Here is a 22,472-nt window from a genome sequence, read left to right as displayed (position 1 = left end):
AATACGAGGTAGCGGATATGGATATATCGGGTCTTACCCAAGAGCAGATGAAAGAGATCCTATTGAAAGCTTACAAAATTGGCCAGGAGAAAGAAAGCATGGAAGTCAAAGAATTAATTGAAGAGATCAAGCAACAAATTTTAACTGTGCTAGTGAAATGATAGATTAAGATTGCAGGAGTATGATTGCGAATGAAACGACTTTTCGATTTGCTGGTGTCGATAACGCTATTGCTGCTTTTATCTCCCGTGATCGGGATTGTTGCTCTACTAGTCAGATTCAAGCTGGGCTCGCCCATTGTATTCAAACAGCAAAGACCCGGGCTGAACGCGAAGCCTATACATATTTATAAATTCCGGTCTATGACTGATGAGAGGGACAGCGAAGGGAATTTGCTGCCGGACTCCATCCGGTTGACGCCTTTCGGGGAACTTCTCCGGAAGTACAGTCTGGACGAATTGCTGCAGTTGGTCAACGTCATCAAAGGCGATTTGAGCTTGGTAGGCCCAAGACCGCTGCTGATGGATTATTTGCCGCTCTACACCGAGGAGCAAGCCAAACGCCACCAAGTACGGCCTGGCATTACAGGCTGGGCACAAGTGAACGGCCGAAACGCCATTTCCTGGGAAGAGAAATTCAGGCTGGATGTTTGGTACGTGGAAAATCAGAGCATGCTGTTGGATTTAAAAATTTTGCTGTTAACTTTTATCAAGGTTATCAAGTCGGATGGCATTAGTCATAGTAACCACGTGACAATGGAGAAGTTTTCGGGCTCCAATCTCTCATGAAAGTTGTGATGCAGGTTGAATCTGGTCATTATCGGTGAAGGCGGCCATAGCAAAGTCGTCAGAGATTTGATTCATGCCAGGAATGACATGAAAGTTACGGCTATATTGGACGACAAGTATGAAGAGCTAATGCTTCGCGAAGGCATTCACAAAGGTCCGGCATCTTCCGCGCATCATCTATTAAGCCGATTCTCGGACTTGAAATTCGTGATCGCGATCGGAAATAACGAGATTCGCAAGTCCATCGTGAAGAAGCTCGGCCTCCCTGCTGAGTCCTATGGTTCGTTAGTTCACCCTACTGCGATCATAAGTCCAAGCGCTTCGATCGGTGTTGGAACGGTGATCATGGCGAATACGATTGTTAGCGCCGATACATACATCGGCGATCATGTGATTATTAATTCAGGCGCTATCGTTGAGCACGATAATCGCATTGGAAATTATGTTCATGTTGCTCCGAGAGCGACATTAACCGGTGCTGTCACCGTGAACGAGGGGACTATGGTCGGAGCGGGAGTAACGGTCATTCCAGGGAAGCGCATCGGTGAATGGGCTATGATCGGAGCGGGTGCCGCAGTGATCAGCGATATTCCGCCCTATGCAACCGCTGTGGGAACACCTGCAAGAATTATTGCCAAACAGAAATTTGCTTAACGGCGCATCGGCGCTTTTTTTGTGCATAAATAACCAAGAAGGAAGTGGCGACAAGCATGTTCAACGCGAACAAAAGAATATATCTATCCCCTCCGCACATGAGCGGGAATGAACTTGCCTATATTCAGAATGCATTCGATACGAATTGGATAGCTCCGTTAGGTCCGCATGTCGATGCATTCGAGAAAGAGCTCGCCGCCTATGTCGGATTGAACGACGCGGCTGCGGTCAGTTCGGGGACGGCGGCTATCCATTTGGCGCTGCAGCTGCTGGAGGTGAAAGCCGGGGATACCGTCTTCTGCTCGAGTCTCACCTTCGTGGCGAGCGCTAACCCGATTGTGTATCAGGGAGCCAAGCCGGTATTTATCGATTCGGAGCCCGATACTTGGAACATGTCGCCTCAAGCGCTGGAGCGTGCATTGTACGAAGTGGCGCGCGAAGGGAAGCTGCCGAAAGCGGTTATCGTCGTTCATCTATATGGCCAGAGCGCCAAAATGGACGAGATCATGACACTGTGCAATGCATTCAACATCCCTGTCATTGAGGATGCGGCAGAGTCATTAGGCTCTACATACAAAGGGAAAGCGAGCGGTTCCTTCGGCAAGTACGGCATTTACTCTTTCAATGGCAATAAAATCATCTCGACGTCGGGCGGAGGGATGCTCGTGTCCAACGATGTCGAGGGCTTGAATAAAGCGCGCTTCCTGGCTACGCAGGCACGCGACTATGCTTTGCATTACCAGCATAGCCAGACGGGCTACAACTATCGCATGAGCAATGTGCTGGCCGGCATCGGAAGAGCCCAGCTGGAGGTGCTGAATGAGCGGGTTAGCGCCAGAAGAGCGATTCAGGCACGATACGAGCAAGAATTGTCACAAATTCCGGGCATCCGAATGATGCCGGAGCTGAAGGAAACACGCTCGAACCGCTGGCTTACGGCTCTAACCCTGGATGAACAGGAGGCCGGTGTAACGGTCGTGGAGCTGCTGGAGGCTTTGGCGGAAGAAAATATCGAAGCTCGTCCCGTTTGGAAACCGCTTCATCTGCAGCCTCTGTTCCAAGGAATTGCCTATTATCCGCATAGCGATAACGAGAATATCTCCGAACAGTTATTTGCAAGCGGACTATGCCTGCCTTCCGGATCCAATATGACGGAGGACGAACAGATGAGGGTTATCGAATGTATCAAGAAGCTGGTCTTGAAGGCCAGAGGCATTAGTGCCTAATGATGCGAAACTTGGTTCCATCGTACATTTTCCGTTTATGATGCTCGATCTTAGCCAATAAAGCTACTTTCATTTCATTGTCAAGACAGTCCCTATAAAGGATAGAGTTGTATGCATGCATGACCTTATGGTAAGTACGCTGCGTCTTCTTCCATATATGAGTCGAACGTGGATACATGACAAGATCCCTCCTTTTGTAAAAACTTATGAGCGAAGCAGCAAATGTATGCGGTCTACACCCAATTATTACCTTATTGTTCTTTATTAAGAATTTAAATCATTAGAGGAGGATTTACCGTGTGTGGAATTGTAGGTTATATCGGTAATCAGGACGCGAAGGACATCCTGGTCAGAGGATTGGAGAAGTTGGAATACAGAGGATACGATTCCTCCGGAATTGCGGTAATGAACCAGAGAGGCGTGCACGTATATAAAGAGCAAGGGCGTATCTCGGCACTTCGGGAAGTAATCGATGAGAATGAAACGGCAGCGATCGGCATCGGGCATACCCGATGGGCGACCCATGGCAAACCGAGCCGACGCAATGCGCATCCGCATCAAAGCAACAGCGGCCGCTTCACGATCGTACATAATGGCGTGATTGAGAACTTCGAAGAATTGAAGCAGCACGATTTGCAGGGAGTCCCCTTCGCAAGTGACACGGACACGGAAGTGATCGTGCAGTTGATGGAGAAGCTGGTGGCGGACGGGCTGCAAGCAGAGGAAGCTTTCCGGCAATTGCTTATGAGTTTGAAAGGTTCATATGCTGTTGCGCTGCTCGATGCGCAGAATACCGACACGATCTATGTCGGGAAGAATAAGAGTCCGCTGCTCATCGGTCTCGGAGCGGACTTTCATGTGGTCGCCAGCGATGCCATGGCTATGCTGCAGCTCACCCATCAGTTCGTTGAATTGATGGATGAAGAAATGGTCATTCTCCGCCAAACGTCGTTAACGATCAAGAATTTGAACGGGGAGAGCATTAGACGGAGACCTTTCCAAGTGAAGCTGGACGCCAGCGATATCGAGAAAGGGCCTTACCCGCATTACATGTTAAAGGAAATCGATGAACAGCCTGCCGTTATTCGGAAAGTCATTTCCAAATATCAGGATGCCGACGGCGAGTTGATGATTGACCGTGACATTCGCGCCAGCCTGAATGATGCGGACCGTCTCTATATCATTGCTTGCGGAACCAGTTATCATGCGGGTCTGGTCGGCAAACAGTTAATCGAGAGAATTGCCGGCATCCCGGTCGAGACGCACATTGCGAGCGAATTTCTGTACAACCGCCCTATTCTGTCGGAACGGCCTCTCTTCATTTTTATTTCCCAGAGCGGGGAGACGGCGGATAGCCGAGGGGTACTGGTGGCTGTCAAGCAATTGGGCTATCCAGCCTTGACCATCACGAACGTACCTGGTTCGACGTTATCCCGTGAAGCGAACTTCACGCTGCTCACACATGCCGGACCGGAGATTGCGGTAGCATCGACCAAAGCCTATACCGCGCAAATTGCCGTATTGGCGGTGCTTGCCTTTGATTGTGCCCGCAGTAAGGGAAGAGTATCGGGTGTGAACCCTATTCACGAACTCAGTATTGCCGCTAATGCGATGGAAATTATGATTAACAAGAAGGAGATGATGGAAGAGAGCGTATGGAAGTATCTGAATACGTCACGCAACTGCTTCTTTATAGGCCGGGGCGTTGACTATTACGCGTGTCTGGAAGGCGCGCTCAAGCTGAAGGAAATTTCATATATTCAGGCGGAAGGCTTTGCCGGCGGGGAATTGAAGCATGGGACCATCGCTTTGATTGAAGAAGGGACCCCTGTCGTAGCGCTGCTGACACAAGCTCATATTAAGGGAAATATCAGAAGCAATGTGCAAGAGGTTATGGCGCGCGGAGCCCAGGTTTGTATGATCAGCATGGAAGGCATGGAGGCGATGAACGACCAGATCGTCCTGCCGTCGGTGTATGAGCATCTGACCCCGCTCGTGGCCGTCGTTCCGTTGCAGCTTATTGCGTATTACGCAGCCGTGTATCGCGGATGTGATGTTGACAAGCCAAGGAATCTTGCCAAAAGTGTCACTGTGGAGTGATGATAACGATGATTGGTCAAAATATTTCAAGTATCCGCAAGCAAAAGGGATACACATTGTCCGAGCTCTCCGAACGGACGGGGATTTCCAAATCGTATCTAAGCAATATTGAAAGAAATCTGAAGCAAAATCCATCCATTCATGTGATGGAGAAAATTGCCGAGGTCCTCATGGTCGATCTCAAGCTGTTATTGAAAATTACCGTTGATGCGGAGACAGACCGACAGCTGGATCAAGAATGGATGGATTTCATCGATGATCTGAAGCAATCCGGCATTGATAAGGGACGACTCCATGAGCTTAAAATTTTGATTGAATTTATGAAATGGCATAATGAGAAGCTGATCAAGTCAGATTAACAAGCCCCGCTTGGGGCTTGTTGTTTGTGCCGTTCTTAATATGGAACAAATTTGTTCTTTTAAAGAAATCCTGATATAATAACAAGAGGAACCATAATTTTATTATAAGGGAAGATCTCGCATGATTGGAAAACGTGTTCAACAACTGAGAAAAGAGAAGGGCCTGTCATTGACGGAGCTGGCTGAACGTGCAGGCGTAGCCAAGTCTTACATTAGCAGCTTGGAACGCGATATTCAGAAGAACCCTTCGATTCAGTTTCTTGAGAAGATTGCAGCTGTTCTGAAGGTACCTGTCGAGAGGCTCATCGATGAACAAGATGCGGCGGCACAGGATACGCTTGAGCTTGATCAGGAATGGTATGACATTATCAAAGAAGCGATGTCATCTGGGGTAGATAAACAGCAATTTCGGGAGTTTTTGGATTTCAACAAATGGAGAATGAAGCGACCGAACGACGAGTAGTAAGATGAATCCAGAGGATCTATGGGGACATACAAGGATTATTTTCAGTTGGCACCGGTAATTTTTGTGCCGGTTGGAAAGGGCTTCTTAGAAATGCACGGATATCTTCCGTTGTAAGACCCATCTTACGAGCGCGCATAATAAGATCGACCCACTCCACATCATACTCTTCGATATTTATCTGATTTATCTTAGTCACAAGCGACCCCTCCAAAACCGTTCTGGTGTGATACAATTCGTATCTCGTAATTTATTATCGCACGTTTTTTCAGCGAAATCAATCCTGCTAATATTAAAATTATACAAAATGTATCGGTGCTTGTGTGAATCCCCCTCGACAAATACCGCGTGAGCATCCGACATTAGGACACAAATATGGAGGAGCGGAGGGGATCATACCGTGAACGAGAAGCCTTTTAGCCGGAGGCAGTTTCTCAGATATGGTCTGAAAACCGTCGGATCTTTGGGGATTATGGCGGGAATCGGCGGTCTCTACGGCATTTGTGGGGAGCGTTATTGGATTCAGCTGCAAACGGTGCGACTAGCATACCGCCGGTATCCGGCAGCTTTGGGTGGCGTGCGAATCGTTCAGTTCAGCGATACCCATCTCGGCAGCTATTACAGCCTGGGACAAATGGAAAGAGTGGCGGGGCTGATTCAGAAGCAAAAGCCGGATATCATCTGCTTCACGGGGGATCTGTTCGATTCCAATCACGGCGAAGTGAATGAGGATGTCATCCCGATCCTGTCGCGGCTGCAAGCTGGTTTGGGGAAATACGCGGTCCTCGGCAATCATGATATGCGGCTGTCGCCCGGCAAGGTCAAGGATGTACTCGAACGATCCGGTTTTACCGTCCTGGTCAACGGCAACCGAACGATTGAGCGAGGGAATGGACGCATGCATGTGGTCGGGATCGATGAAATCTTTCATGGCAAGCCGGACTTGCGTCTCGCACTCCAAGGCGTTCATAAAGACGAGTTCGTCCTGCTGCTTGCGCATGAGCCGGATTTTGCCGATATGGCATCGGCCTATCCGGTTGATCTTCAGCTCTCGGGACATAGTCATGGCGGCCAGATTCGAATCCCCTTGTACGGCAGTCTCTTTACACCGGACCTAGGTCAAAAGTACCCTATGGGGCTTTACGCATTCGACAATAGAGAATTTTACGTTTACACAAATCGCGGGCTAGGGACAACCTTGTTCCCGATTCGATTTAATTGCCGGCCTGAAATTACCGTATTCGAACTGGCGGCGAGGCCGACATAAACGCACACAACTCCGGCAGTTGCTGCCGGAGCTGCGGTTCGTTGAGCATGAACCTGCCTCAATGCGCTTGTCCTGAAGAGCTTATCCTTATTTAGTAGCAGAACCACTTTTTCCAAATATCATAGGAATCGAAGCAATCGAGATCCTCCCAATCGATGTCGTCCCAACAGTCTTCCCAGTCTATATCGTCCAAATCCCAGTCTTTGTCATCGTTGTTGTTGTTGTTGTTGTTGTTGTTGTTGTTATTATTGCCGTTGTGGGAGTTGTCGTTGCTGTTGTGGTTATTGCTGTTATTATTGTTGTAGTTGCTATTGCTATTATTATTGCTGCTGCTGTAGGTACTTGATCCAAATAGCTTGCTTAAATCGAAAAATGAAGTAATCTTCGATAGAATGCTAGAATTTTGCGAGCTTCCCGAATTGTAGCCTGAGGCATAGGCGGATACGGGAAATGTGACGACACTCAAGAGCATGACAATGCATAGTAGTCGTACCAGTTTGAACAATATACATGGCCTCCCTTCATGATTTATTCACAAACTAGCGTTCTTTATTAAGAATTATATCGCAGGGATCGGGATTTGAGAACAGGAAAAGGCATAGATCATTTATCAAATTTGTGATACAATATGTAACATAAATAGGAGGGAGGATTGATAGAGCCATTATAGTGTCCAGCTACAGCATAAATACATAAGTAACATACAAGGTACGCGAATAAGGTTATGTGAGGTGCTATTCATGCAAGTAGTACAACCTATTAGAGATCAAGAGAAAATCGAGCAATTACAAGAGGTTTTGAAAGAACAGTCGATTCGGGACTGGCTGCTCTTCACGATCGGCATTAACTCGGGACTCCATCTTAGCGATCTGCTCTCTTTGAAAGTAAAGGACGTGATGGACCGCAACGTTGTCAGCGTCCGGGAGGAGAAGACCGGCAAAATCAAGTCATTTCAGCTCTCACCGCAACTTAAGACCTATATCAAAGAATACATTCAGTACATGGACGAAGATAATTACTTATTTCCGTCCCAGCGTACGGGCAATCCGATCAAGAGAATCCGTGTTTACCGTATTTTGAATCAAGCGGCCAAACAGGTGGGGTTGACGGATATCGGCACGCATACACTACGTAAGACCTATGGGTATCACTATTATTTAAAGACAAAAAACGTCTCCGTGCTCCGTGATTTATTCAATCAGTCCGCTCCTTCAGTGACCTTAAAGTATATTGGCGTGAATAAATAGTGATGAAATGAATGTGAGTCGACTTGACATCCAGGATACATAATGTATCATAAAAGATAAAAAAAGCTGGTGCTTTTTAAGAAAAGCTGAGCGTTAGGAGTAGTGCGTTATATGAAACAGGAATCGAAGATTTCCGTCGATATTGAAGAGATTCTTGCCCATCTGGGAATCGACATACAGAAATTTCAAACTCAAGATCACAGCGGCTCTTCCCCATCTACTCCAAAGAACGCTCAGCCCTTACAAAAGCAATGAATCGTTTGGCTTCTTCAGGCGATAATTTGCGGCCATCCACCGTCAAAGAAAACTTTTGTAAAATCGTTTCATCCGTTAAATCCAAATTCTCAACAAAGTCCCGGACATCGTGGTCGAGAACGGTTTGCTGCTGGTTCGTACGCCCAAGCAAATAGTCGATAGAAACGTCAAAGAAGTTAGCAATCTTGTTAATGGTTTCGTAATCTGGTTCACGGCGGCTTGTTTCATAATGAGAAAGAGATGCTCTAGATATTCCGATTTTGATGGATAGTTCTTCTTGCGTCAGTCCTCTTTTTTCACGTAAAAGAGCAATACGGTCTCCGTACTTCAGCATGATCATTCCTCACTGTAAGTTTTTTCTACCATTATATCCATTGGCTTTAACGAATTATACCAGAAAACTATTATAACAAAGCAGTGATTCATTTGACTAGATACAAAGTGTATGATGAGGTGCGTGAAGCTATGGTTTTCCAAAAAAGAACGAAATTAGGTTTGGTAACCCCTCTGCCAGGAAGACTGACCATCATTCAAATCCGCCAGAAGCCCATTCATACGAAACAAGCGATGATTCAAATTATGGAATTGGAGAAATCGCAATTTACTTTTGAAAGTTCATTGATACTGCCGACAGATCGTGAAGTGCTCTACGGTTTTGAGTTTTCGATGATAGGCCGAGTGTTTCGGAGCGAAGGCTGCATCAGACAGGTAAATCAAGTGAATGACAGCTGCATCTATACGGCCCATCTTCAACCTGTGAATTATGCAGAATTTGAGATGCTATATGCCATTAACCGGCTGGCTTCGATACAAAATAAAGAATTCGGCAAGTTGGCCAAAAGCTACGATTACGAGCATCTGCAGGATGACATGCTTGTTGATTATAGCTGCTAAATAAACATCTCCTTGATAAGTTACATAATGTATCTTATAATCTTTTATATATATACATATTGTAACGTGACGTGGCATATGGATGATTAAGGGGTGAAATTTATGGGCAATTTGAAAAAGGTGTTTTGTATCGAGTGTCATTCCATCATGGCTGAATGCTATGCCAAAAAAATATTTAAAACAGGCTTCTACCAAACGACAATTCCTCTGGCTCATTGTATAAAGTGCGATTCATTACGTACGGTCTGCATACATAGTTATGACGAGATAACTTCGGAGCGTTGGATTTGATGATTAAGGCGGGATTAGCTTGCTAGTGTTAGAACGGAACTATGGGAAATACGGGAGCCTCCATGATAACGACAAATAAAGCCGCTCTTTCTTGAATAAAGAAATGAGCGGCTTTTTATTTTTATTGCAATAAATGCTTATATGCGCTGTAATCGATCCGTTCTTTCTCCAGGAAGCTTGTTAAGCTCCGGTAATCGCGGCGCGGCGTCGCCAGAATGTAGCCCTCGATACAGTGCTCTCGCGTGACTTCGCTCGCTTGAGCCTCCAGCGCAACCTGTCCGATCCGGGCGGCGATGGAATGCTTGGCAATATCCCGGAAAGCCGTCGGTACCGGCGAGACAAGCTGGTCGAGAAATGCTTTGGACTCCTCCGTCCATAAATGGCGGGAGCTGTCGACATAATGATTCTGCCAGTCGAGCTTGGACTTGCCGTCTTCCTTGGGCAGCACCTTCAGAAATTTGCGAAACATGAAGTATCCGCCTACGCTCATGAAGAAAAGCAGGACGAACACCCAGAAAATAATGAACCACATGAAAAAATCGTTGGACATATATCGGTCACCTCACTAGCATCCAGTCATCTGTGATAAGAATTATACCTTATTTCTAGATTTCTTGCGACAATCCGAGTAAAATAGGAGGGTAGTAGACAGAAACTCATAAAGGAGTTAAAGATCATGCCCAAAATCGGTTCACACGTTTCGTTTTCGGATAAAGGCTTGTTAAATGCAGCTGAAGAAGCAGTTTCATACGGTTCTTCCACTTTTATGATATACACTGGCGCACCGCAAAATACACGCCGCAAACCGATCGAAGATCAATTCATCGAAGAAGGCAAAGCTTTGATGGACAAGCATGCCATTAACGAAATCGTCGTGCACGCGCCTTACATTATTAATCTCGGTTCTTACAAAAACGATACCTTCGAACTCGCCGTGCGCTTCCTGCAGGAAGAAATTCGCCGGACCGCGTACATCGGCGTGCGCAATATCGTTCTGCATCCGGGTGCCTACACGGACAAAGATGCGGAATACGGCATCGCCCGGATTGCCGAAGGTCTGAACGAAGTGCTTGCCGGTGTCAAAGATACGGATGTGAACATCGCGCTCGAGACGATGGCCGGCAAAGGGACGGAGATCGGCCGCAGCTTCGAGGAAATCGCCGAAATCATGGAGCAGGTCGAGTTCAACAACAAGCTCACCGTATGTTTGGACACCTGCCACGTGCATGACGCCGGTTATGATATCGTGAACGATCTCGACGGCGTACTGCACCATTTCGATAAGGTGGTCGGCCTCGAGAAGCTTGGCGTCATTCATTTGAACGACAGCAAGAACGCCCGCGGCGCGGGCAAAGACCGCCATGCACCGCTCGGCTCCGGCTGGATCGGCTTTGAGGCGATGAACAATGTGGCGAGCCACGAGAAGCTGCAGCATCTGCCGATGATTTTGGAGACGCCATGGATCGGCAAGGAAGACAAGACGCAGCGTCCGATGTACGAAGCGGAGATTGCGCTGCTGTCCGGCAACCTCAAAGGCCGATTCGGCGAAGAGTTCTTGGATCATGTCGAGCGCATAGACCACATGTTCGGCAAGAAGGATATCCATTTCCGCGACTATGTCCTGAAGACTTGGGATATCCTGAAGAACGACGCGAAAGCGAAAAAAGCCGACGGCCGCGAGCCGCTCGAGCGCTTGTACGACATTTTGCATGAAGAGAGATTGCTGGCTGACCTCAGCGAGGAGCAGCTTAACCAGCGTCTGATCGTGTGGCTTGCCGGCCAGGAAGTACTCAAGAAAGCTTAAAGACAACATAGGGGGATTCACATGGAACGGAGTAGTACGAACAGCTCAGCTCGCAGGGAGAGCGAATGGGCGAATAGAGCGAGAATGCTGATCTCTTGCCCTGATCAGCCCGGCATCGTGGCGGCGGTGTCGCAGTTTTTATTTGAATACGGCGCGAATATCGTGCAGTCCGATCAGTATACGATGGACCCGGAGGGCGGCATGTTCTTCATCCGGATCGAGTTTGATCTGGAGCAGCTGGAAGAGCGTGTGGAACAGCTCAAAGCCGCTTTCTCCGCGGTTGCGGACAAGTTCTCCATGGAATGGAGCTTGTCGCTGGCCAGCCAGAAGAAGCGGATCGCGATCTTCGTCTCGAAGGAGGATCATGCGCTGCTGGAGCTGCTCTGGCACTGGCGGGCAGGCGATTTGAACGCGGATATTGCGATGGTGATTTCCAATCATCCGGATATGCGTTCGCTGGTGGAGCCGTTCGGCATCCCTTACCACCATATTCCGGTTACGGCCGATACGAAGGCTGAAGCTGAGCGCCGGCAGCTGGAAGTTGTTGGCGATAAGGTGGATGCGATTGTTTTGGCGCGCTATATGCAGATTGTTTCGCCGTCCTTCATCAAGCACTACACGAATCGAATCATTAATATTCACCATTCGTTCTTGCCTGCTTTCGTAGGCGGCAAGCCGTATGCCCAAGCGCATAACCGCGGCGTCAAAATTATCGGCGCAACGGCTCACTACGTAACGGAAGAGCTGGATGGCGGCCCGATTATCGAACAGGACGTTCAACGGGTCAGCCACCGTGACAATGTGGAGGATCTGAAGCGGATCGGCCGTCATATCGAGCGGATCGTTCTCGCCAGAGCGGTTGCTTGGCATGTGGAAGACCGCATTATTGTTCACAATAACAAGACTGTAGTTTTTAATTGATGGGAAAGCTAGGCTGTATCCGTTAGGATGCAGTCTTTTTTTTGTAGAAGAAGCGAATTGTTTAGCGGTTTATTGTGGCAAAGCCTGAAAGCAAATGGTACAATAATGCAAGCGAGAAAAGTCACTTGTATGTACAAGTTAAAGACTTAGGTTAGTAAGATATATAGGAGGGAAATTTCGAAATGACAGCAACGAACAAAACAATTGAGCAATTAGCGGTCGACACGATTCGCACATTAGGAATCGACGCCGTTGAGAAAGCCAAATCCGGTCACCCTGGAATGGTCATGGGGGCTGCCCCAATGGCTTACGTATTGTGGAAACAGCATATGAAGCATAACCCGGCTAATCCGAAGTGGGTTAATCGCGACCGTTTCGTGCTTTCCGCGGGGCATGGTTCCATGCTTCTATATAGCCTGCTCCACCTGTGCGGCTATGACCTCCCGCTGGAAGAGATCAAGAACTTCCGTCAGTGGGGAAGTGCGACGCCAGGACATCCGGAATACGGTCACACCCCGGGCGTTGACGCAACAACAGGTCCGCTTGGACAAGGGATCGGTATGGCAGTCGGTATGGCAATGGCTGAGGCTCACTTGAGAGAGACTTACAACAAAGAGAACTTCCCGGTAATCGACCATTATACATATGCAATTTGCGGCGATGGCGACATGATGGAAGGCGTTTCTTCCGAGGCTGTTTCTTTGGCCGGTCACCTGAAATTAGGCAAATTGATCATGCTTTACGATTCCAATGATATCTCGCTCGACGGCGAGTTGAACATGGCGTTCTCCGAGAACGTGCAGAAGCGTTTCGAAGCTTACGGCTGGCAAGTGCTGCGCGTAGAAGAGCAGAACGATCTGGCTGCGATTTCGGCCGCGATTGCCGAAGCGAAAGCAGACACGACGCGTCCTACGCTGATCGAAGTGAAAACGACGATCGGTTTCGGAAGCCCGAACAAAGGCGGTAAAGGCGGTCATGCAGGTCCTCACGGTTCCCCGCTTGGCGGCGACGAAGTGAAGCTGACGAAGCAAGCTTACGGCTGGCCGGAAGAGCCGGACTTCCTCGTACCTGACGAAGTTCGCGCACACTATAACGAAATCGGCAAAGAAGGCGCTGCGGCAGAACAAGCTTGGAGCAGTCTGCTGAACGACTACATCAAGGCTTATCCGGAGCTTGGCAAACAATTCAGCGCAGCTGTGAACAATGAGCTGCCTGCAGGCTGGGATGCCAACCTGCCGGTATACAGCACGTCGGACAAGCCAATGGCGACTCGCGTAGCGTCCGGTAACGCCATCAATGCGATTGCGCCTCTGCTGCCGCAGTTGATCGGTGGTTCCGCTGACCTTGCGAGCTCCAATAACACGATGATCAAAGGCGAAGGTAACTACAGCGCCAGCAACTACGCAGGCCGCAACCTCTGGTTCGGCGTTCGCGAGTTCGGTATGGGTACGGCGATGAACGGTATGGCCTTACACAGCGGCGTAAAAGTATACGGCGCAACGTTCTTCGTCTTCTCCGACTACCTGCGTGCCTCCATCCGTCTGGCAGCGCTGATGAAGCTGCCGGTCATCTATGTTCTGACGCATGACAGTATCGCTGTCGGCGAAGACGGTCCGACGCATGAGCCGATCGAGCAATTGCCGGCGCTTCGCGTTATTCCGGGCATCACGGTTATTCGTCCTGCGGACGGTAACGAGACATCCGAAGCTTGGCGCTATGCGATTTCGCAATCCGAAGGACCGGTTGCACTGGTGCTGACTCGCCAGAACCTGCCGATCCTCGAAGGAACCGTAGAAGGTGCCAAAGCGAACCTGAGCAAAGGCGGATACGTTGTATCCGATGCAGCTAACGGTAAGCCGGATGCGCAAATCCTGGCAACGGGCTCTGAGGTGCAGCTGGCTGTCGCGGCGCAAAAGCTGCTGCAAGCCGAAGGCATCAACGTACGCGTTGTCAGCTTGCCAAGCTTGGAACTGTTCGAGAAACAGTCCAAAGCTTACAAAGATTCCGTCATTCTGCCTGACGTGAAGAAGCGTCTTGCAGTTGAGATGGCATTCCCGCTTGGCTGGGAGCGCTATGTTGGCGACGAAGGTTCCGTTCTGGGGATCAACACGTTCGGTGCGTCCGCGCCTGGCGACCTGGTTCTGAAAGAGTACGGCTTCTCGCCTGAGAACGTAGCTGCCAGAGTGAAAGCACTGTTGGCTTAATCCAGCCACTCCGTTTAGGTTAGTAACCATGCCATAGCCCGCCTCGTGCGGGCTTGGCATTATTCATATTAGAGGGGGAATTATTCATCATGTCCAGCTTTGAAAATGTAACGGTTTTAACGAAAGCTAACGTTTATTTCGACGGTAAAGTCACGAGCCGCACGGTTCAATTCGCCGACGGCACGAAGAAAACACTGGGCATCCTGCTTCCGGGCGAGTACGAGTTCGGTACGGATACCAAAGAAATCATGGAAATTCAAGCCGGCGAGCTGAACGTATTGCTGCCAGGCAGCACGGAGTGGATATCCATCAGCGGTCAAGGCGAGTTCACGGTCCCTGCGAACGCGAAGTTCAAGCTGGATGTCAAAACCGTCAGCGATTATATTTGTTCTTATATTAGCGAGTAAAATAAAAATCCCATACACTTGTGAACCTGGTTCACGGTGTATGGGATTTTTTGTCGTCTGGGGAGGCTCCGCTCAACGATACCAAGCGCGTACGTCCATCTGCAGCACTTCTTCAATATCGCTAAGGCGCAGCCACAGCTGCTGGATGTCGGAGAGCTGACCCTGCTCAGCGGAATGCCGCTGCTTAATGCGGGCGAGCGAGATGCCGATGGCATGGGGGCGCTCCGGATGCACGAGCAGGTCCTCCAGGAGGACCGTGATGCCTGCATCGAATTCGCCTAACTCTTCCATGGCCAGCTGCCGAAAGGGGCCCCCAAGAGGCACGTAGAGCGAGCTTTTGCCGAAGTCGAGCTCACCTGGCCGGAACCGGAGCGACAGGATCATCGGCGCGATGCCTTCTTCGTGATAATCATAGAAGACGGTTAGCTTGGCCACTGGACATCGCTCCCTTCGACTTCAATTGCTCCAGCTTAGCCATAATGGCGCAGGTTGCGTCCGACCAATTGGCCGGATTGTAGGTGCTCGTCCGGCTCTGGGCATATTGCTGGTATTCATAATCCAGTAGGCCCTGCAGCACACGCCGCTGAATCTGATCGATTCGCGCCTTGGCCAGACGGAATGTGACATGGAACTCCTCGGAGAGGTAAGCGATCATTTCATTCTTCTGCTCGGGCAGCGGCAGTTTCTTCAGCATGGAGAGAGGAAGCGCCGCGTAGAGCTGGAAAGCCGTAGCGTCCTGCTCCTGCCAGTTCACATAACGGTCCGGCATAACCATCTGATTGCCGGCGTGCCGGAGTACATGACACAGCTCATGCAAGAAGTCTTCCCACTGCTCCGTTGGGGACAGCCTTCGGTCCACATTGATGCTGAATTGCCCGTTATTCTCGATAGCCATGCTGTTCATATCCAGCGTGTAGACCCATATACGCAATTTGGCCGCCAAATGGGACATGCAAAGCTGAGCGGGGGATGTGATTTCATACTGCTCATATAAATCTTCGACCCACTGCTCCAGAGGGGTAGTTTGATAGTGTGTAAACATGACAAACACCTCGGTCTATTTGATAATGGGAATATATGTTCGGTACAACGCCATAAAGAAAAGCCCTAAGGGCCTGACTTCATTGTTGATGTTATTGTTGTTCACTATCGGGTGTACGATGCTGCTGCTGACTCTTGATAAAATGCCAGAAACGAAGCATCTCATCCCGCCGCTCTTTGGGGGCGCTTTGGAAATCCTTAAAAAATAAACTGACCTCAGGATCATCCGCATCACCAGCCCTGATCTCTGCCGGAGCCTCCAGCGCTTCTTCTTCGGTCGGAGCGAATCCGGCGAGCAGCAAGAGCTCGTCCTTGTCGGCACGGTTCAGCGCATCGGCGAGTGCGATCACCGTTTCCCTCGATGGATTGAAGCGGTTGTTCTCTATGGAGTTAATGAACGAATAACTGACACCCGACCGTTCTCCAAGTTCTCTAAGGGTTAAATGGTTCTGCTTCCGCAGCTCCCGGATCTGGCGGCCGAACTGGACCATATCTTTCATAGATTCATCACCTGTTACTTATTTTAAAGCTTGCGGCACAGAAAAAACAAGGCCATTTTTTTGTGCTTCAAAACTTTTGTGTTGAAATATTGAACAAACGCAAGTATGATTTGTTTAGAATCCCAAAACAGAAAAATAAGGGAGATGATCAGAATGTTGGAAAAATGGCTGGCGATCGGGCAGGATGAAGTGGACAAGCGGGCGACCCGCAAACGGGTGGAGAGCCTTCTCGAGGCCGTTCGGTTATCGCAATCTCTTCGTGCCGTGAGGCTTGGTCAGAGCCCATCTGCGGAGAAGATCGCGGAAAGCTCCGGCGGGTATGAAGACGCCTCTGAGGAGCTAGTATGCGCGCAGGTTGAGCAGGCATTGTTACAGTTAGATGAGCAGGAGCAGGCTGTCATTCGCGGAAGGTATTTGCATAAGAACCAGACATTCGATTACATGCTGTGCTACGAGCTTCATCTGAGCGAGCGCACCTATCGCAGGGTGAAAGCCCGGGCGATGGACAAGTTGGCCTACATGCTGCGGGCGGAGGTGATGCGGGAATCAATTGGCCGTTAGTTGGCAGTCCGCTTCGGCTCAGCCATGGTAAGATCATGACATGAACCATGAGAGAGGGTGACGCCGCTTAACAGGACGGATGTGAATCGCTCTAAAGGATCCGATAGCAAGGCCATCCAGGAGCAGGGACCGAAGGAGTGGTCAATAAAAAAATGTTTTGAATTTCAAAACAACATGGAGGAGATTACTTCCATATGCAGAGGAGTGAGCATAGTGAATGATTAACATGGCCAACCAATTGGCGATGTATTTGCAGAGGGAAGGCGAGGGCATGCCGGGCTACGATCTGTTCGTAGACAGCGATTCGCCGGCACCCGATGAAGCGGTCTTCATCAGCCATGCGGGCGGCAGCTCGGCATGGAGGCTGGATGCGCCGGGCAGCTGGCGCAAGCTGAGCCTGTTGGTTCGAAGCGCGACCCCCGGGGAGGCGGAGGCACGTATGTGGCGCATCATCGGCAAGCTTCAGGAGCCGGCGACAGGCCTCATCGAGGGGGAGGGCGGGCCGTACACGTCGCAGATTACTGCGCTACCGGCCGTGCAAGCTTTGGACAGCGCCGGCAGGTATGCGATGAGAGCCGTCCTGACGCTTAGTCAGGTCAAGCCTGTCGCCGAGTCATGGCTGGAAGCTCTGTCGCAATTCACCGAAGGTGCGCTTGGCGGGCAGTGGCGCGTCTATCGCGGCTTCAATGGCACCTGCCGGCCGTCGGTTTCCTGGCAGTGCACAGGCTGGCACAGCGCAGCCGCTTCCAGAGGGGCTTACCAGTTGTCCAAGCAGTTCGCCGGACAGCTCGCCGCAAGATCGGCTAACGAGGTGCAGTTGGCCGCTCAGTTGCTTATGCTCGGGCTGTCCGAGCAGGTCAAGCTGCCACTAGGCGGCCCGGGCTCCGGCGGCCGCTGGTTGACGGTGCTGAGCGCAGAGGCATCGATGCGTTCGGGGGATCTGTCTACGGCTTCGTTGACCGTAACATTGACCGGGGCTGCGCAGGGTGCGGGGCCTTTGATAGACAGAGCGGCCGGGAATCATCACATGCATAGGAAGGAGACATTCATTTGGCAACACCACCCCTCCAATCACCAATGAAAGGAGCAAAAAGTATGAACCAAATCATGTTCAGTTCAATCCTAGCTGTGCTCGGCGCCTGTGTGTCCTATGGCTTCGGCGGATGGAGCGAGCTGCTCTCCCTCTTTCTGATGGCGATCGCTGTCGATTACATCACGGGCATTGCCGCTTCGATGAAGGAGCAGCACGGTCTCCGCAGCCAAGCGGGCTTCTGGGGCCTGACGCGCAAAGGCTTGATGCTGCTCGTTATTATGCTGGCGCACCGGATGGATCTTTTGCTTAATACGGATCTAGTCATGACCGGAGCCATCTACTTTTATTTGGCTAATGAGTTCATTTCCATCACGGAAAACTTCGGACGGTTAGGGCTGCCGATGCCGGCGTTTTTGAAGCAGGTGATTCAGGTGCTGCGCAGCAAGGGTGAAGGGTTGTGAGCGATTGGGGCGGCCGCACAGGGTGATATGCGGGAATTTATCATACTGGTTAGTACGGACGGGGCAAGTCTTGATATATCCGTTTTGATGAGGGTACGGTGTCCTTCATACCTAACGGACAGGGAAGCCCTTATTTGACGAATTTGAGCAAATTCTGATTCTAACGGACACCAGCGCCGCTATTTCGCCGATTCCAGCACATTTATGCCCTTGAATCGGCAAATAAGGGCTCCTGTGTCCGCTCGATTTCAAAAGGGGCGATTTTGCCCCAAATAACATCCGTGGTGACCGTTAGATTGATCGGCGTCAACGAGACGCCTGGAAATGCCCCATCCCAGTAGGCGTCGCATCTGAATGTTCAAAAAACCCACACCATTCATTTGAATAGTGTGGGTTTTGCACTACAAAGCATGCTCAATATGAGCCTGAATATAATTCTCCAGCTTGATCCGCACATAAGGCGGCAGACCCGAAAGCATACAGCCGTAGCGGAACTTGTCGCCATCCGTCTCAATCCGGATCACCCGGCCGGTGATCGGCGGGAGCTCCGCTTCCTGCGGGAAGTGGATGACGATGAACATGTCCGGCGCCAGCGGCGCAGCGGTCGTAATCTGCAGGCCGCTCTCCGACAGGTCGAAGAGGGTGCCGTCGATGTTCTGGCCGGAGAAGGAGCCCTCCTGCTCCCATTGATAGATGGACAGCTTCAAGTTGATGTCCAGCTTCACGCGCGTATTCCGGCGGCGTTCGCGGCCGGACAATGGGGACGGTGGAGCCGGTGTTTCTTCGGCCTCGACATCGGGCTCGCCAGGCTTGGCGACCTGCCGGCCGATCCACTCTTCATAGACCTGGATGAGGGAGCTCATATCCTCGTCGCCCAAGCCTTTGCTTAGGCCCATCTGGAATAAGCTTGCCGTCGTTTGCAGCATCGGTGCCGGCAGTTGGAACGCTCCGGTGAGTCCCTGCGCGATTAAGAGATCCTTGAGCATGAGCTTCAGGGAGAACTGATTGCTGAAATCGCGGTTCAGAATTTTATCGCCTTTGAGATCGACCATGCGGCTGTTCGCGCCGCCGGATCGGACGATCTCCAGGAATTGATCAAGGTTAAGCCCTGCTTTCGTTGCGATCGATAAGCCTTCGGCAAGTCCGGCGAGATTAATGCCCACCATCGTGTTGTGGGCCAGCTTCGCGTAAGAACCGGAGCCGGAGGGTCCGAGGTAAAGCGCTTTGCGGCCCAGCGCAAGGAAGAGATGGTTATGTTCTTCGAACACTTCCCGGCTGCCGCCGACCATGAATGTAAGCGTGCCTTCTTCGGCATGAGGCTTACTGCCTGTAACCGGTGCATCGAGGAAGTCGACGAAGTGCGCCGCGAGCTCCTCGGCCAGCTTTTGGCTGGTTTGCGGGGAAACGGTGCTGCAATCGATAATCGTCAGAGCCGGATGAATGCCGCTCAGAATGCCCTGCTCGCTGTAAAAGGCATCCAACAATGCAGTGTCATTACTAAGCATGGTGAAAAGTACATCCGACTGACGGGCAGCCTCCGCAGGGGTGGAAGCGACTTCCGCTCCGAGCCGGGCCAGCTCGTCCGTTTTGGCGGCAGTCCGATTATATACAGTTACCATAAAACCTTTGTGAATAAGGTTAGCAGCCATGGGTTTACCCATCGTGCCAAGTCCGATAAAGCCGATACGTTTCATGATCATTCACCTCTGGAATCATTTTAACATGGGAAATCTAACCTGTGAATGCCTTCTTTACTTGCTTTTGTAGGAGCAAATAAGTATGCTAGGAAAAGGAAAAATATAGAGATGGAGGCGAGCATATTGAGCTCTAAGCTACAATTTGACTACAGCAAGGCGTTATCCTTTTTATCCCAACATGAGGTTGACTATTTGTCGGCTCAGGTAGAGTTGGCGCATAATCAACTCCATAACAAGACAGGTGCAGGTTCTGATTATTTAGGATGGGTAGACCTTCCTGAGAAGTACGACCGCGAGGAATTCGCACGCATTCAAGCGGCAGCGAAGCAGATTCAATCCGACTCCGAGGCGCTTGTCGTGATCGGAATTGGCGGTTCCTACCTGGGGGCGCGTGCTGCGCTGGAGATGCTGTCTCATTCTTTCTATAACGTTCTGCCAAAAGATAAAAGAAAAACACCTGAGATTTATTTCGTAGGAAATAATATCTCTTCTACATATGTAACTCACCTGATCCAAGCGCTGGAAGGCAAAGACTTCTCCGTCAACGTCATTTCCAAATCGGGCACGACGACCGAGCCTGCGATTGCTTTCCGTATTTTCCGTGAATTGCTCGAGAAGAAATACGGCAAAGAAGCCGCTCGCAAACGTATTTACGCAACAACGGACCAAGCAAGAGGCGCTCTGAAAACATTGGCGACGGCGGAAGGCTACGAGTCCTTCGTCATTCCGGACGATGTCGGCGGACGTTACTCCGTGCTGACGGCTGTCGGTTTGCTGCCGATTGCGACAGCAGGCATCAACATCGAGGCGATGATGAAAGGCGCAGCGGACGCACGACGCGAGTACTCGAATCCGAAGCTTAGCGAGAACCAGGCGTATCAATACGCAACAGTACGCAACGCGCTATATCGCAAAGGCAAAACGATCGAAATTCTCGTTAACTACGAGCCGTCCCTGCATTTCGTTTCCGAATGGTGGAAGCAATTGTTCGGCGAAAGCGAAGGCAAAGATTACAAAGGCATCTACCCGGCTTCCGTCGATTTCTCGACCGACCTTCACTCCATGGGTCAATTCGTTCAAGACGGCAACCGCATTCTGTTTGAAACGGTCATCCAAGTGGATCAAGTGCAGGATCATATTACGATCGGCACGGATGCGGACGATTTGGACGGGCTGAATTTCCTAAGCGGGAAAACGATGGATTTCGTGAACAAAAAAGCATTCGAAGGCACTATGCTGGCGCACACGGACGGCAACGTTCCGAACTTGATCGTGACGCTGCCAGATATGACGCCTTATACATTCGGATACATGGTTTACTTCTTCGAGAAAGCATGCGGCATCAGCGGCTACCTGATGGGCGTGAATCCTTTTGACCAACCGGGCGTTGAAGCTTACAAGAAGAACATGTTCGCGCTCCTGGGCAAACCGGGCTACGAGAAAGAGAAAGCGGAGCTGGAAGCGCGCCTGCAGAAGTAAAACGAACAGCAATGACAGACAAACGATCGATCCTTACGGATGGGTCGTTTTTTCTAATTTATAAATTTCCATTATTTATGTGGTAAATTTTCTTTCTATATTGTCGAGATCATTAGATGTGTGTAGAATGTAATGAAACAGTTGTTTCCTTCTACCAAGAAAGGTCGGCTATGCTAGCACATTTCAAAACAGTCCAATCGTACGGATCGTCCGAAATCATCATCAAGAAGTCGCGTTTCATCGGTCATGCCAAGCCCGTAGAGTCAGAAGAAGAGGCTATAGAGTTCATTGAAGCGATCAAGAAGGAGCACAGGGCGGCAACGCATAACTGCAGCGCCTATGTCATCGGGGAGAGAGACCAGATTCAGAAGCAGTCTGATGACGGGGAGCCGAGCGGCACGGCAGGCAAGCCGATTCTGGAAGTGATCAAGCATCAAGGGCTCAAGAATGTTGCGGTCGTCGTTACCCGCTATTTCGGCGGTATCATGCTCGGCGCGGGCGGACTCATTCGTGCTTATACGGATGGAGCCGTGGCGGGCATTGAAGCTGCACAACCGATTTACCAAGTGAATCATCAGCAAGTAATGATCGAAGTGGATTACACGTGGTATGGCAAAATCGAGAACGAGCTCAGGAACCAAGGCATGCTTCTGGGAAATATCGATTTTACCGACAAGGTCACGGTCACCTGCTACCCATTGGCTGCGGCGGCGGATGCTTTTATTCACTGGGCAACAGATTTTACGCAAGGTCAAGGCTTGATTATCACTGGAGAGAACGAATACATCGTTCACAAGAACCTGCCGGAATAGGCAGGTTC

The 22,472-nt window shown here is 50.2% G+C and carries 27 protein-coding genes; 19 read left to right on the top strand and 8 right to left on the bottom strand.

Annotated features, from left to right (window positions below; genetic code table 11):
* Positions 1 to 17: 17 nt before the first annotated feature.
* The 7 genes from PUT07_RS05600 to PUT07_RS05570 all read left to right on the top strand — a co-directional run bounded on the left by PUT07_RS05600 (position 18) and on the right by PUT07_RS05570 (position 5,590).
* Positions 18 to 161: a hypothetical protein gene (locus PUT07_RS05600; RefSeq protein WP_274466830.1), complete on the top strand. Its 144-nt coding sequence runs from the start codon at positions 18 to 20 to the stop codon at positions 159 to 161.
* 30 nt (positions 162 to 191) lie between these two features.
* Positions 192 to 788, top strand: coding sequence for a sugar transferase (locus PUT07_RS05595; RefSeq protein ID WP_274466829.1), 597 nt, complete (start codon positions 192 to 194; stop codon positions 786 to 788).
* Positions 789 to 803: 15 nt separating this feature from the next.
* On the top strand, positions 804 to 1,442 hold the full coding sequence (locus PUT07_RS05590; RefSeq protein ID WP_274466828.1) for an acetyltransferase: 639 nt from the start codon (positions 804 to 806) through the stop codon (positions 1,440 to 1,442).
* A 56-nt stretch (positions 1,443 to 1,498) separates the two neighbouring features.
* Positions 1,499 to 2,668, top strand: a complete 1,170-nt coding sequence (locus PUT07_RS05585) for a DegT/DnrJ/EryC1/StrS family aminotransferase (RefSeq protein WP_274466827.1) — start codon at positions 1,499 to 1,501, stop codon at positions 2,666 to 2,668.
* Between the two features lie 297 nt (positions 2,669 to 2,965).
* The gene (glmS, locus tag PUT07_RS05580; RefSeq protein WP_274466826.1) at positions 2,966 to 4,768 is read left to right on the top strand and encodes a glutamine--fructose-6-phosphate transaminase (isomerizing); all 1,803 of its coding nucleotides are present in this window, start codon (positions 2,966 to 2,968) and stop codon (positions 4,766 to 4,768) included.
* 8 nt (positions 4,769 to 4,776) lie between these two features.
* Positions 4,777 to 5,127: a helix-turn-helix domain-containing protein gene (locus PUT07_RS05575; RefSeq protein WP_274466825.1), complete on the top strand. Its 351-nt coding sequence runs from the start codon at positions 4,777 to 4,779 to the stop codon at positions 5,125 to 5,127.
* Positions 5,128 to 5,248: 121 nt separating this feature from the next.
* Positions 5,249 to 5,590, top strand: a complete 342-nt coding sequence (locus PUT07_RS05570) for a helix-turn-helix domain-containing protein (protein ID WP_274466823.1) — start codon at positions 5,249 to 5,251, stop codon at positions 5,588 to 5,590.
* Between the two features lie 19 nt (positions 5,591 to 5,609).
* On the opposite strand, the gene PUT07_RS05565 is transcribed toward PUT07_RS05570, so the two are convergent.
* Entirely contained in the window at positions 5,610 to 5,789 is a 180-nt protein-coding gene (locus PUT07_RS05565) for an anti-repressor SinI family protein (RefSeq protein WP_274466821.1), read from the bottom strand.
* 201 nt (positions 5,790 to 5,990) lie between these two features.
* On the opposite strand from PUT07_RS05565, the gene PUT07_RS05560 reads away from it, so the two are divergent.
* A complete protein-coding gene (locus PUT07_RS05560) occupies positions 5,991 to 6,857 on the top strand; it encodes a metallophosphoesterase (RefSeq protein ID WP_274466819.1) in 867 nt (288 codons plus the stop codon).
* Between the two features lie 91 nt (positions 6,858 to 6,948).
* On the opposite strand, the gene PUT07_RS05555 is transcribed toward PUT07_RS05560, so the two are convergent.
* Positions 6,949 to 7,362 carry a hypothetical protein gene (locus PUT07_RS05555; protein ID WP_274466818.1) on the bottom strand — a complete coding sequence of 138 codons (414 nt, stop codon included), beginning with the start codon at positions 7,360 to 7,362 and terminating at the stop codon, positions 6,949 to 6,951.
* A gap of 235 nt (positions 7,363 to 7,597) precedes the next feature.
* On the opposite strand from PUT07_RS05555, the gene PUT07_RS05550 reads away from it, so the two are divergent.
* Positions 7,598 to 8,104 (top strand): tyrosine-type recombinase/integrase, encoded by a 507-nt coding sequence (locus PUT07_RS05550; RefSeq protein ID WP_274466817.1) that lies wholly within the window; start codon positions 7,598 to 7,600, stop codon positions 8,102 to 8,104.
* Between the two features lie 217 nt (positions 8,105 to 8,321).
* Here the strand turns inward: PUT07_RS05550 and PUT07_RS05545 are convergent, their stop codons facing one another.
* Positions 8,322 to 8,693 carry a helix-turn-helix domain-containing protein gene (locus PUT07_RS05545; RefSeq protein WP_274466816.1) on the bottom strand — a complete coding sequence of 124 codons (372 nt, stop codon included), beginning with the start codon at positions 8,691 to 8,693 and terminating at the stop codon, positions 8,322 to 8,324.
* A 131-nt stretch (positions 8,694 to 8,824) separates the two neighbouring features.
* Here PUT07_RS05545 and PUT07_RS05540 point away from each other — a divergent pair, with 131 nt between their 5' ends.
* Complete coding sequence (locus tag PUT07_RS05540; RefSeq protein ID WP_274466815.1) at positions 8,825 to 9,253, top strand: hypothetical protein; 429 nt, start codon at positions 8,825 to 8,827, stop codon at positions 9,251 to 9,253.
* A gap of 412 nt (positions 9,254 to 9,665) precedes the next feature.
* On the opposite strand, the gene PUT07_RS05535 is transcribed toward PUT07_RS05540, so the two are convergent.
* A complete protein-coding gene (locus tag PUT07_RS05535) occupies positions 9,666 to 10,094 on the bottom strand; it encodes a DUF2621 domain-containing protein (RefSeq protein WP_274466814.1) in 429 nt (142 codons plus the stop codon).
* A 126-nt stretch (positions 10,095 to 10,220) separates the two neighbouring features.
* Between PUT07_RS05535 and PUT07_RS05530 the strand changes: the two genes are divergently transcribed.
* The 4 genes from PUT07_RS05530 to ppnP all read left to right on the top strand — a co-directional run bounded on the left by PUT07_RS05530 (position 10,221) and on the right by ppnP (position 14,880).
* The gene (locus PUT07_RS05530) at positions 10,221 to 11,348 is read left to right on the top strand and encodes a deoxyribonuclease IV (RefSeq protein ID WP_274466812.1); all 1,128 of its coding nucleotides are present in this window, start codon (positions 10,221 to 10,223) and stop codon (positions 11,346 to 11,348) included.
* Positions 11,349 to 11,369: 21 nt separating this feature from the next.
* Positions 11,370 to 12,269 carry a formyltetrahydrofolate deformylase gene (gene purU / locus PUT07_RS05525; protein WP_274466811.1) on the top strand — a complete coding sequence of 300 codons (900 nt, stop codon included), beginning with the start codon at positions 11,370 to 11,372 and terminating at the stop codon, positions 12,267 to 12,269.
* A 182-nt stretch (positions 12,270 to 12,451) separates the two neighbouring features.
* Positions 12,452 to 14,473, top strand: coding sequence for a transketolase (gene tkt, locus PUT07_RS05520; RefSeq protein ID WP_274466810.1), 2,022 nt, complete (start codon positions 12,452 to 12,454; stop codon positions 14,471 to 14,473).
* 89 nt (positions 14,474 to 14,562) lie between these two features.
* Positions 14,563 to 14,880, top strand: a complete 318-nt coding sequence (gene ppnP / locus PUT07_RS05515; RefSeq protein WP_274466809.1) for a pyrimidine/purine nucleoside phosphorylase — start codon at positions 14,563 to 14,565, stop codon at positions 14,878 to 14,880.
* A gap of 72 nt (positions 14,881 to 14,952) precedes the next feature.
* Here the strand turns inward: ppnP and PUT07_RS05510 are convergent, their stop codons facing one another.
* The 3 genes from PUT07_RS05510 to PUT07_RS05500 form a co-directional block, all read right to left on the bottom strand.
* Positions 14,953 to 15,315 carry a hypothetical protein gene (locus PUT07_RS05510; RefSeq protein ID WP_274466808.1) on the bottom strand — a complete coding sequence of 121 codons (363 nt, stop codon included), beginning with the start codon at positions 15,313 to 15,315 and terminating at the stop codon, positions 14,953 to 14,955.
* Positions 15,290 to 15,922, bottom strand: a complete 633-nt coding sequence (locus PUT07_RS05505) for an ImmA/IrrE family metallo-endopeptidase (RefSeq protein ID WP_274466807.1) — start codon at positions 15,920 to 15,922, stop codon at positions 15,290 to 15,292. Before PUT07_RS05505 ends, PUT07_RS05510 begins: the two co-directional genes overlap by 26 nt.
* A gap of 91 nt (positions 15,923 to 16,013) precedes the next feature.
* A complete protein-coding gene (locus tag PUT07_RS05500) occupies positions 16,014 to 16,421 on the bottom strand; it encodes a helix-turn-helix domain-containing protein (protein ID WP_274466806.1) in 408 nt (135 codons plus the stop codon).
* Between the two features lie 153 nt (positions 16,422 to 16,574).
* Here PUT07_RS05500 and PUT07_RS05495 point away from each other — a divergent pair, with 153 nt between their 5' ends.
* The 3 genes from PUT07_RS05495 to PUT07_RS05485 all read left to right on the top strand — a co-directional run bounded on the left by PUT07_RS05495 (position 16,575) and on the right by PUT07_RS05485 (position 18,476).
* Complete coding sequence (locus PUT07_RS05495) at positions 16,575 to 16,982, top strand: ArpU family phage packaging/lysis transcriptional regulator (protein WP_274466805.1); 408 nt, start codon at positions 16,575 to 16,577, stop codon at positions 16,980 to 16,982.
* A 217-nt stretch (positions 16,983 to 17,199) separates the two neighbouring features.
* Positions 17,200 to 18,063: a minor capsid protein gene (locus PUT07_RS05490; protein ID WP_274466804.1), complete on the top strand. Its 864-nt coding sequence runs from the start codon at positions 17,200 to 17,202 to the stop codon at positions 18,061 to 18,063.
* A gap of 14 nt (positions 18,064 to 18,077) precedes the next feature.
* Positions 18,078 to 18,476 (top strand): phage holin family protein, encoded by a 399-nt coding sequence (locus PUT07_RS05485; protein WP_274466801.1) that lies wholly within the window; start codon positions 18,078 to 18,080, stop codon positions 18,474 to 18,476.
* A gap of 401 nt (positions 18,477 to 18,877) precedes the next feature.
* Here the strand turns inward: PUT07_RS05485 and PUT07_RS05475 are convergent, their stop codons facing one another.
* Positions 18,878 to 20,170 carry an NAD(P)-binding domain-containing protein gene (locus PUT07_RS05475; RefSeq protein WP_338000741.1) on the bottom strand — a complete coding sequence of 431 codons (1,293 nt, stop codon included), beginning with the start codon at positions 20,168 to 20,170 and terminating at the stop codon, positions 18,878 to 18,880.
* 126 nt (positions 20,171 to 20,296) lie between these two features.
* Between PUT07_RS05475 and PUT07_RS05470 the strand changes: the two genes are divergently transcribed.
* Both PUT07_RS05470 and PUT07_RS05465 read left to right on the top strand, forming a co-directional pair.
* Positions 20,297 to 21,652: a glucose-6-phosphate isomerase gene (locus PUT07_RS05470; RefSeq protein ID WP_274466799.1), complete on the top strand. Its 1,356-nt coding sequence runs from the start codon at positions 20,297 to 20,299 to the stop codon at positions 21,650 to 21,652.
* Positions 21,653 to 21,822: 170 nt separating this feature from the next.
* Complete coding sequence (locus PUT07_RS05465; RefSeq protein ID WP_274466798.1) at positions 21,823 to 22,464, top strand: YigZ family protein; 642 nt, start codon at positions 21,823 to 21,825, stop codon at positions 22,462 to 22,464.
* Positions 22,465 to 22,472: the final 8 nt, after the last annotated feature.

The sequence above is a fragment of the Paenibacillus sp. MAHUQ-63 genome (genome assembly GCF_028765165.1).
In the GTDB taxonomy this organism is placed as follows: domain Bacteria; phylum Bacillota; class Bacilli; order Paenibacillales; family NBRC-103111; genus Paenibacillus_E.
This window is presented reverse-complemented; position numbering and strand designations above follow the sequence as displayed.

What these genes read in the sequence shown, in the direction of transcription:
- PUT07_RS05500 (WP_274466806.1), bottom strand. Translation starts at nt 16,421, where the DNA reads ATGAAAGATATGGTCCAGTTCGGCCGCCAGATCCGGGAGCTGCGGAAG.
- PUT07_RS05495 (WP_274466805.1), top strand. Translation starts at nt 16,575, where the DNA reads ATGTTGGAAAAATGGCTGGCGATCGGGCAGGATGAAGTGGACAAGCGG.
- PUT07_RS05600 (WP_274466830.1), top strand. Translation starts at nt 18, where the DNA reads ATGGATATATCGGGTCTTACCCAAGAGCAGATGAAAGAGATCCTATTG.
- PUT07_RS05550 (WP_274466817.1), top strand. Translation starts at nt 7,598, where the DNA reads ATGCAAGTAGTACAACCTATTAGAGATCAAGAGAAAATCGAGCAATTA.
- PUT07_RS05490 (WP_274466804.1), top strand. Translation starts at nt 17,200, where the DNA reads ATGATTAACATGGCCAACCAATTGGCGATGTATTTGCAGAGGGAAGGC.
- PUT07_RS05535 (WP_274466814.1), bottom strand. Translation starts at nt 10,094, where the DNA reads ATGTCCAACGATTTTTTCATGTGGTTCATTATTTTCTGGGTGTTCGTC.
- PUT07_RS05575 (WP_274466825.1), top strand. Translation starts at nt 4,777, where the DNA reads ATGATTGGTCAAAATATTTCAAGTATCCGCAAGCAAAAGGGATACACA.
- PUT07_RS05570 (WP_274466823.1), top strand. Translation starts at nt 5,249, where the DNA reads ATGATTGGAAAACGTGTTCAACAACTGAGAAAAGAGAAGGGCCTGTCA.
- tkt (WP_274466810.1), top strand. Translation starts at nt 12,452, where the DNA reads ATGACAGCAACGAACAAAACAATTGAGCAATTAGCGGTCGACACGATT.
- PUT07_RS05585 (WP_274466827.1), top strand. Translation starts at nt 1,499, where the DNA reads ATGTTCAACGCGAACAAAAGAATATATCTATCCCCTCCGCACATGAGC.
- PUT07_RS05485 (WP_274466801.1), top strand. Translation starts at nt 18,078, where the DNA reads ATGAACCAAATCATGTTCAGTTCAATCCTAGCTGTGCTCGGCGCCTGT.
- PUT07_RS05530 (WP_274466812.1), top strand. Translation starts at nt 10,221, where the DNA reads ATGCCCAAAATCGGTTCACACGTTTCGTTTTCGGATAAAGGCTTGTTA.
- PUT07_RS05465 (WP_274466798.1), top strand. Translation starts at nt 21,823, where the DNA reads ATGCTAGCACATTTCAAAACAGTCCAATCGTACGGATCGTCCGAAATC.
- PUT07_RS05595 (WP_274466829.1), top strand. Translation starts at nt 192, where the DNA reads ATGAAACGACTTTTCGATTTGCTGGTGTCGATAACGCTATTGCTGCTT.
- PUT07_RS05505 (WP_274466807.1), bottom strand. Translation starts at nt 15,922, where the DNA reads ATGTTTACACACTATCAAACTACCCCTCTGGAGCAGTGGGTCGAAGAT.
- PUT07_RS05540 (WP_274466815.1), top strand. Translation starts at nt 8,825, where the DNA reads ATGGTTTTCCAAAAAAGAACGAAATTAGGTTTGGTAACCCCTCTGCCA.
- PUT07_RS05545 (WP_274466816.1), bottom strand. Translation starts at nt 8,693, where the DNA reads ATGCTGAAGTACGGAGACCGTATTGCTCTTTTACGTGAAAAAAGAGGA.
- ppnP (WP_274466809.1), top strand. Translation starts at nt 14,563, where the DNA reads ATGTCCAGCTTTGAAAATGTAACGGTTTTAACGAAAGCTAACGTTTAT.
- PUT07_RS05475 (WP_338000741.1), bottom strand. Translation starts at nt 20,170, where the DNA reads ATGAAACGTATCGGCTTTATCGGACTTGGCACGATGGGTAAACCCATG.
- purU (WP_274466811.1), top strand. Translation starts at nt 11,370, where the DNA reads ATGGAACGGAGTAGTACGAACAGCTCAGCTCGCAGGGAGAGCGAATGG.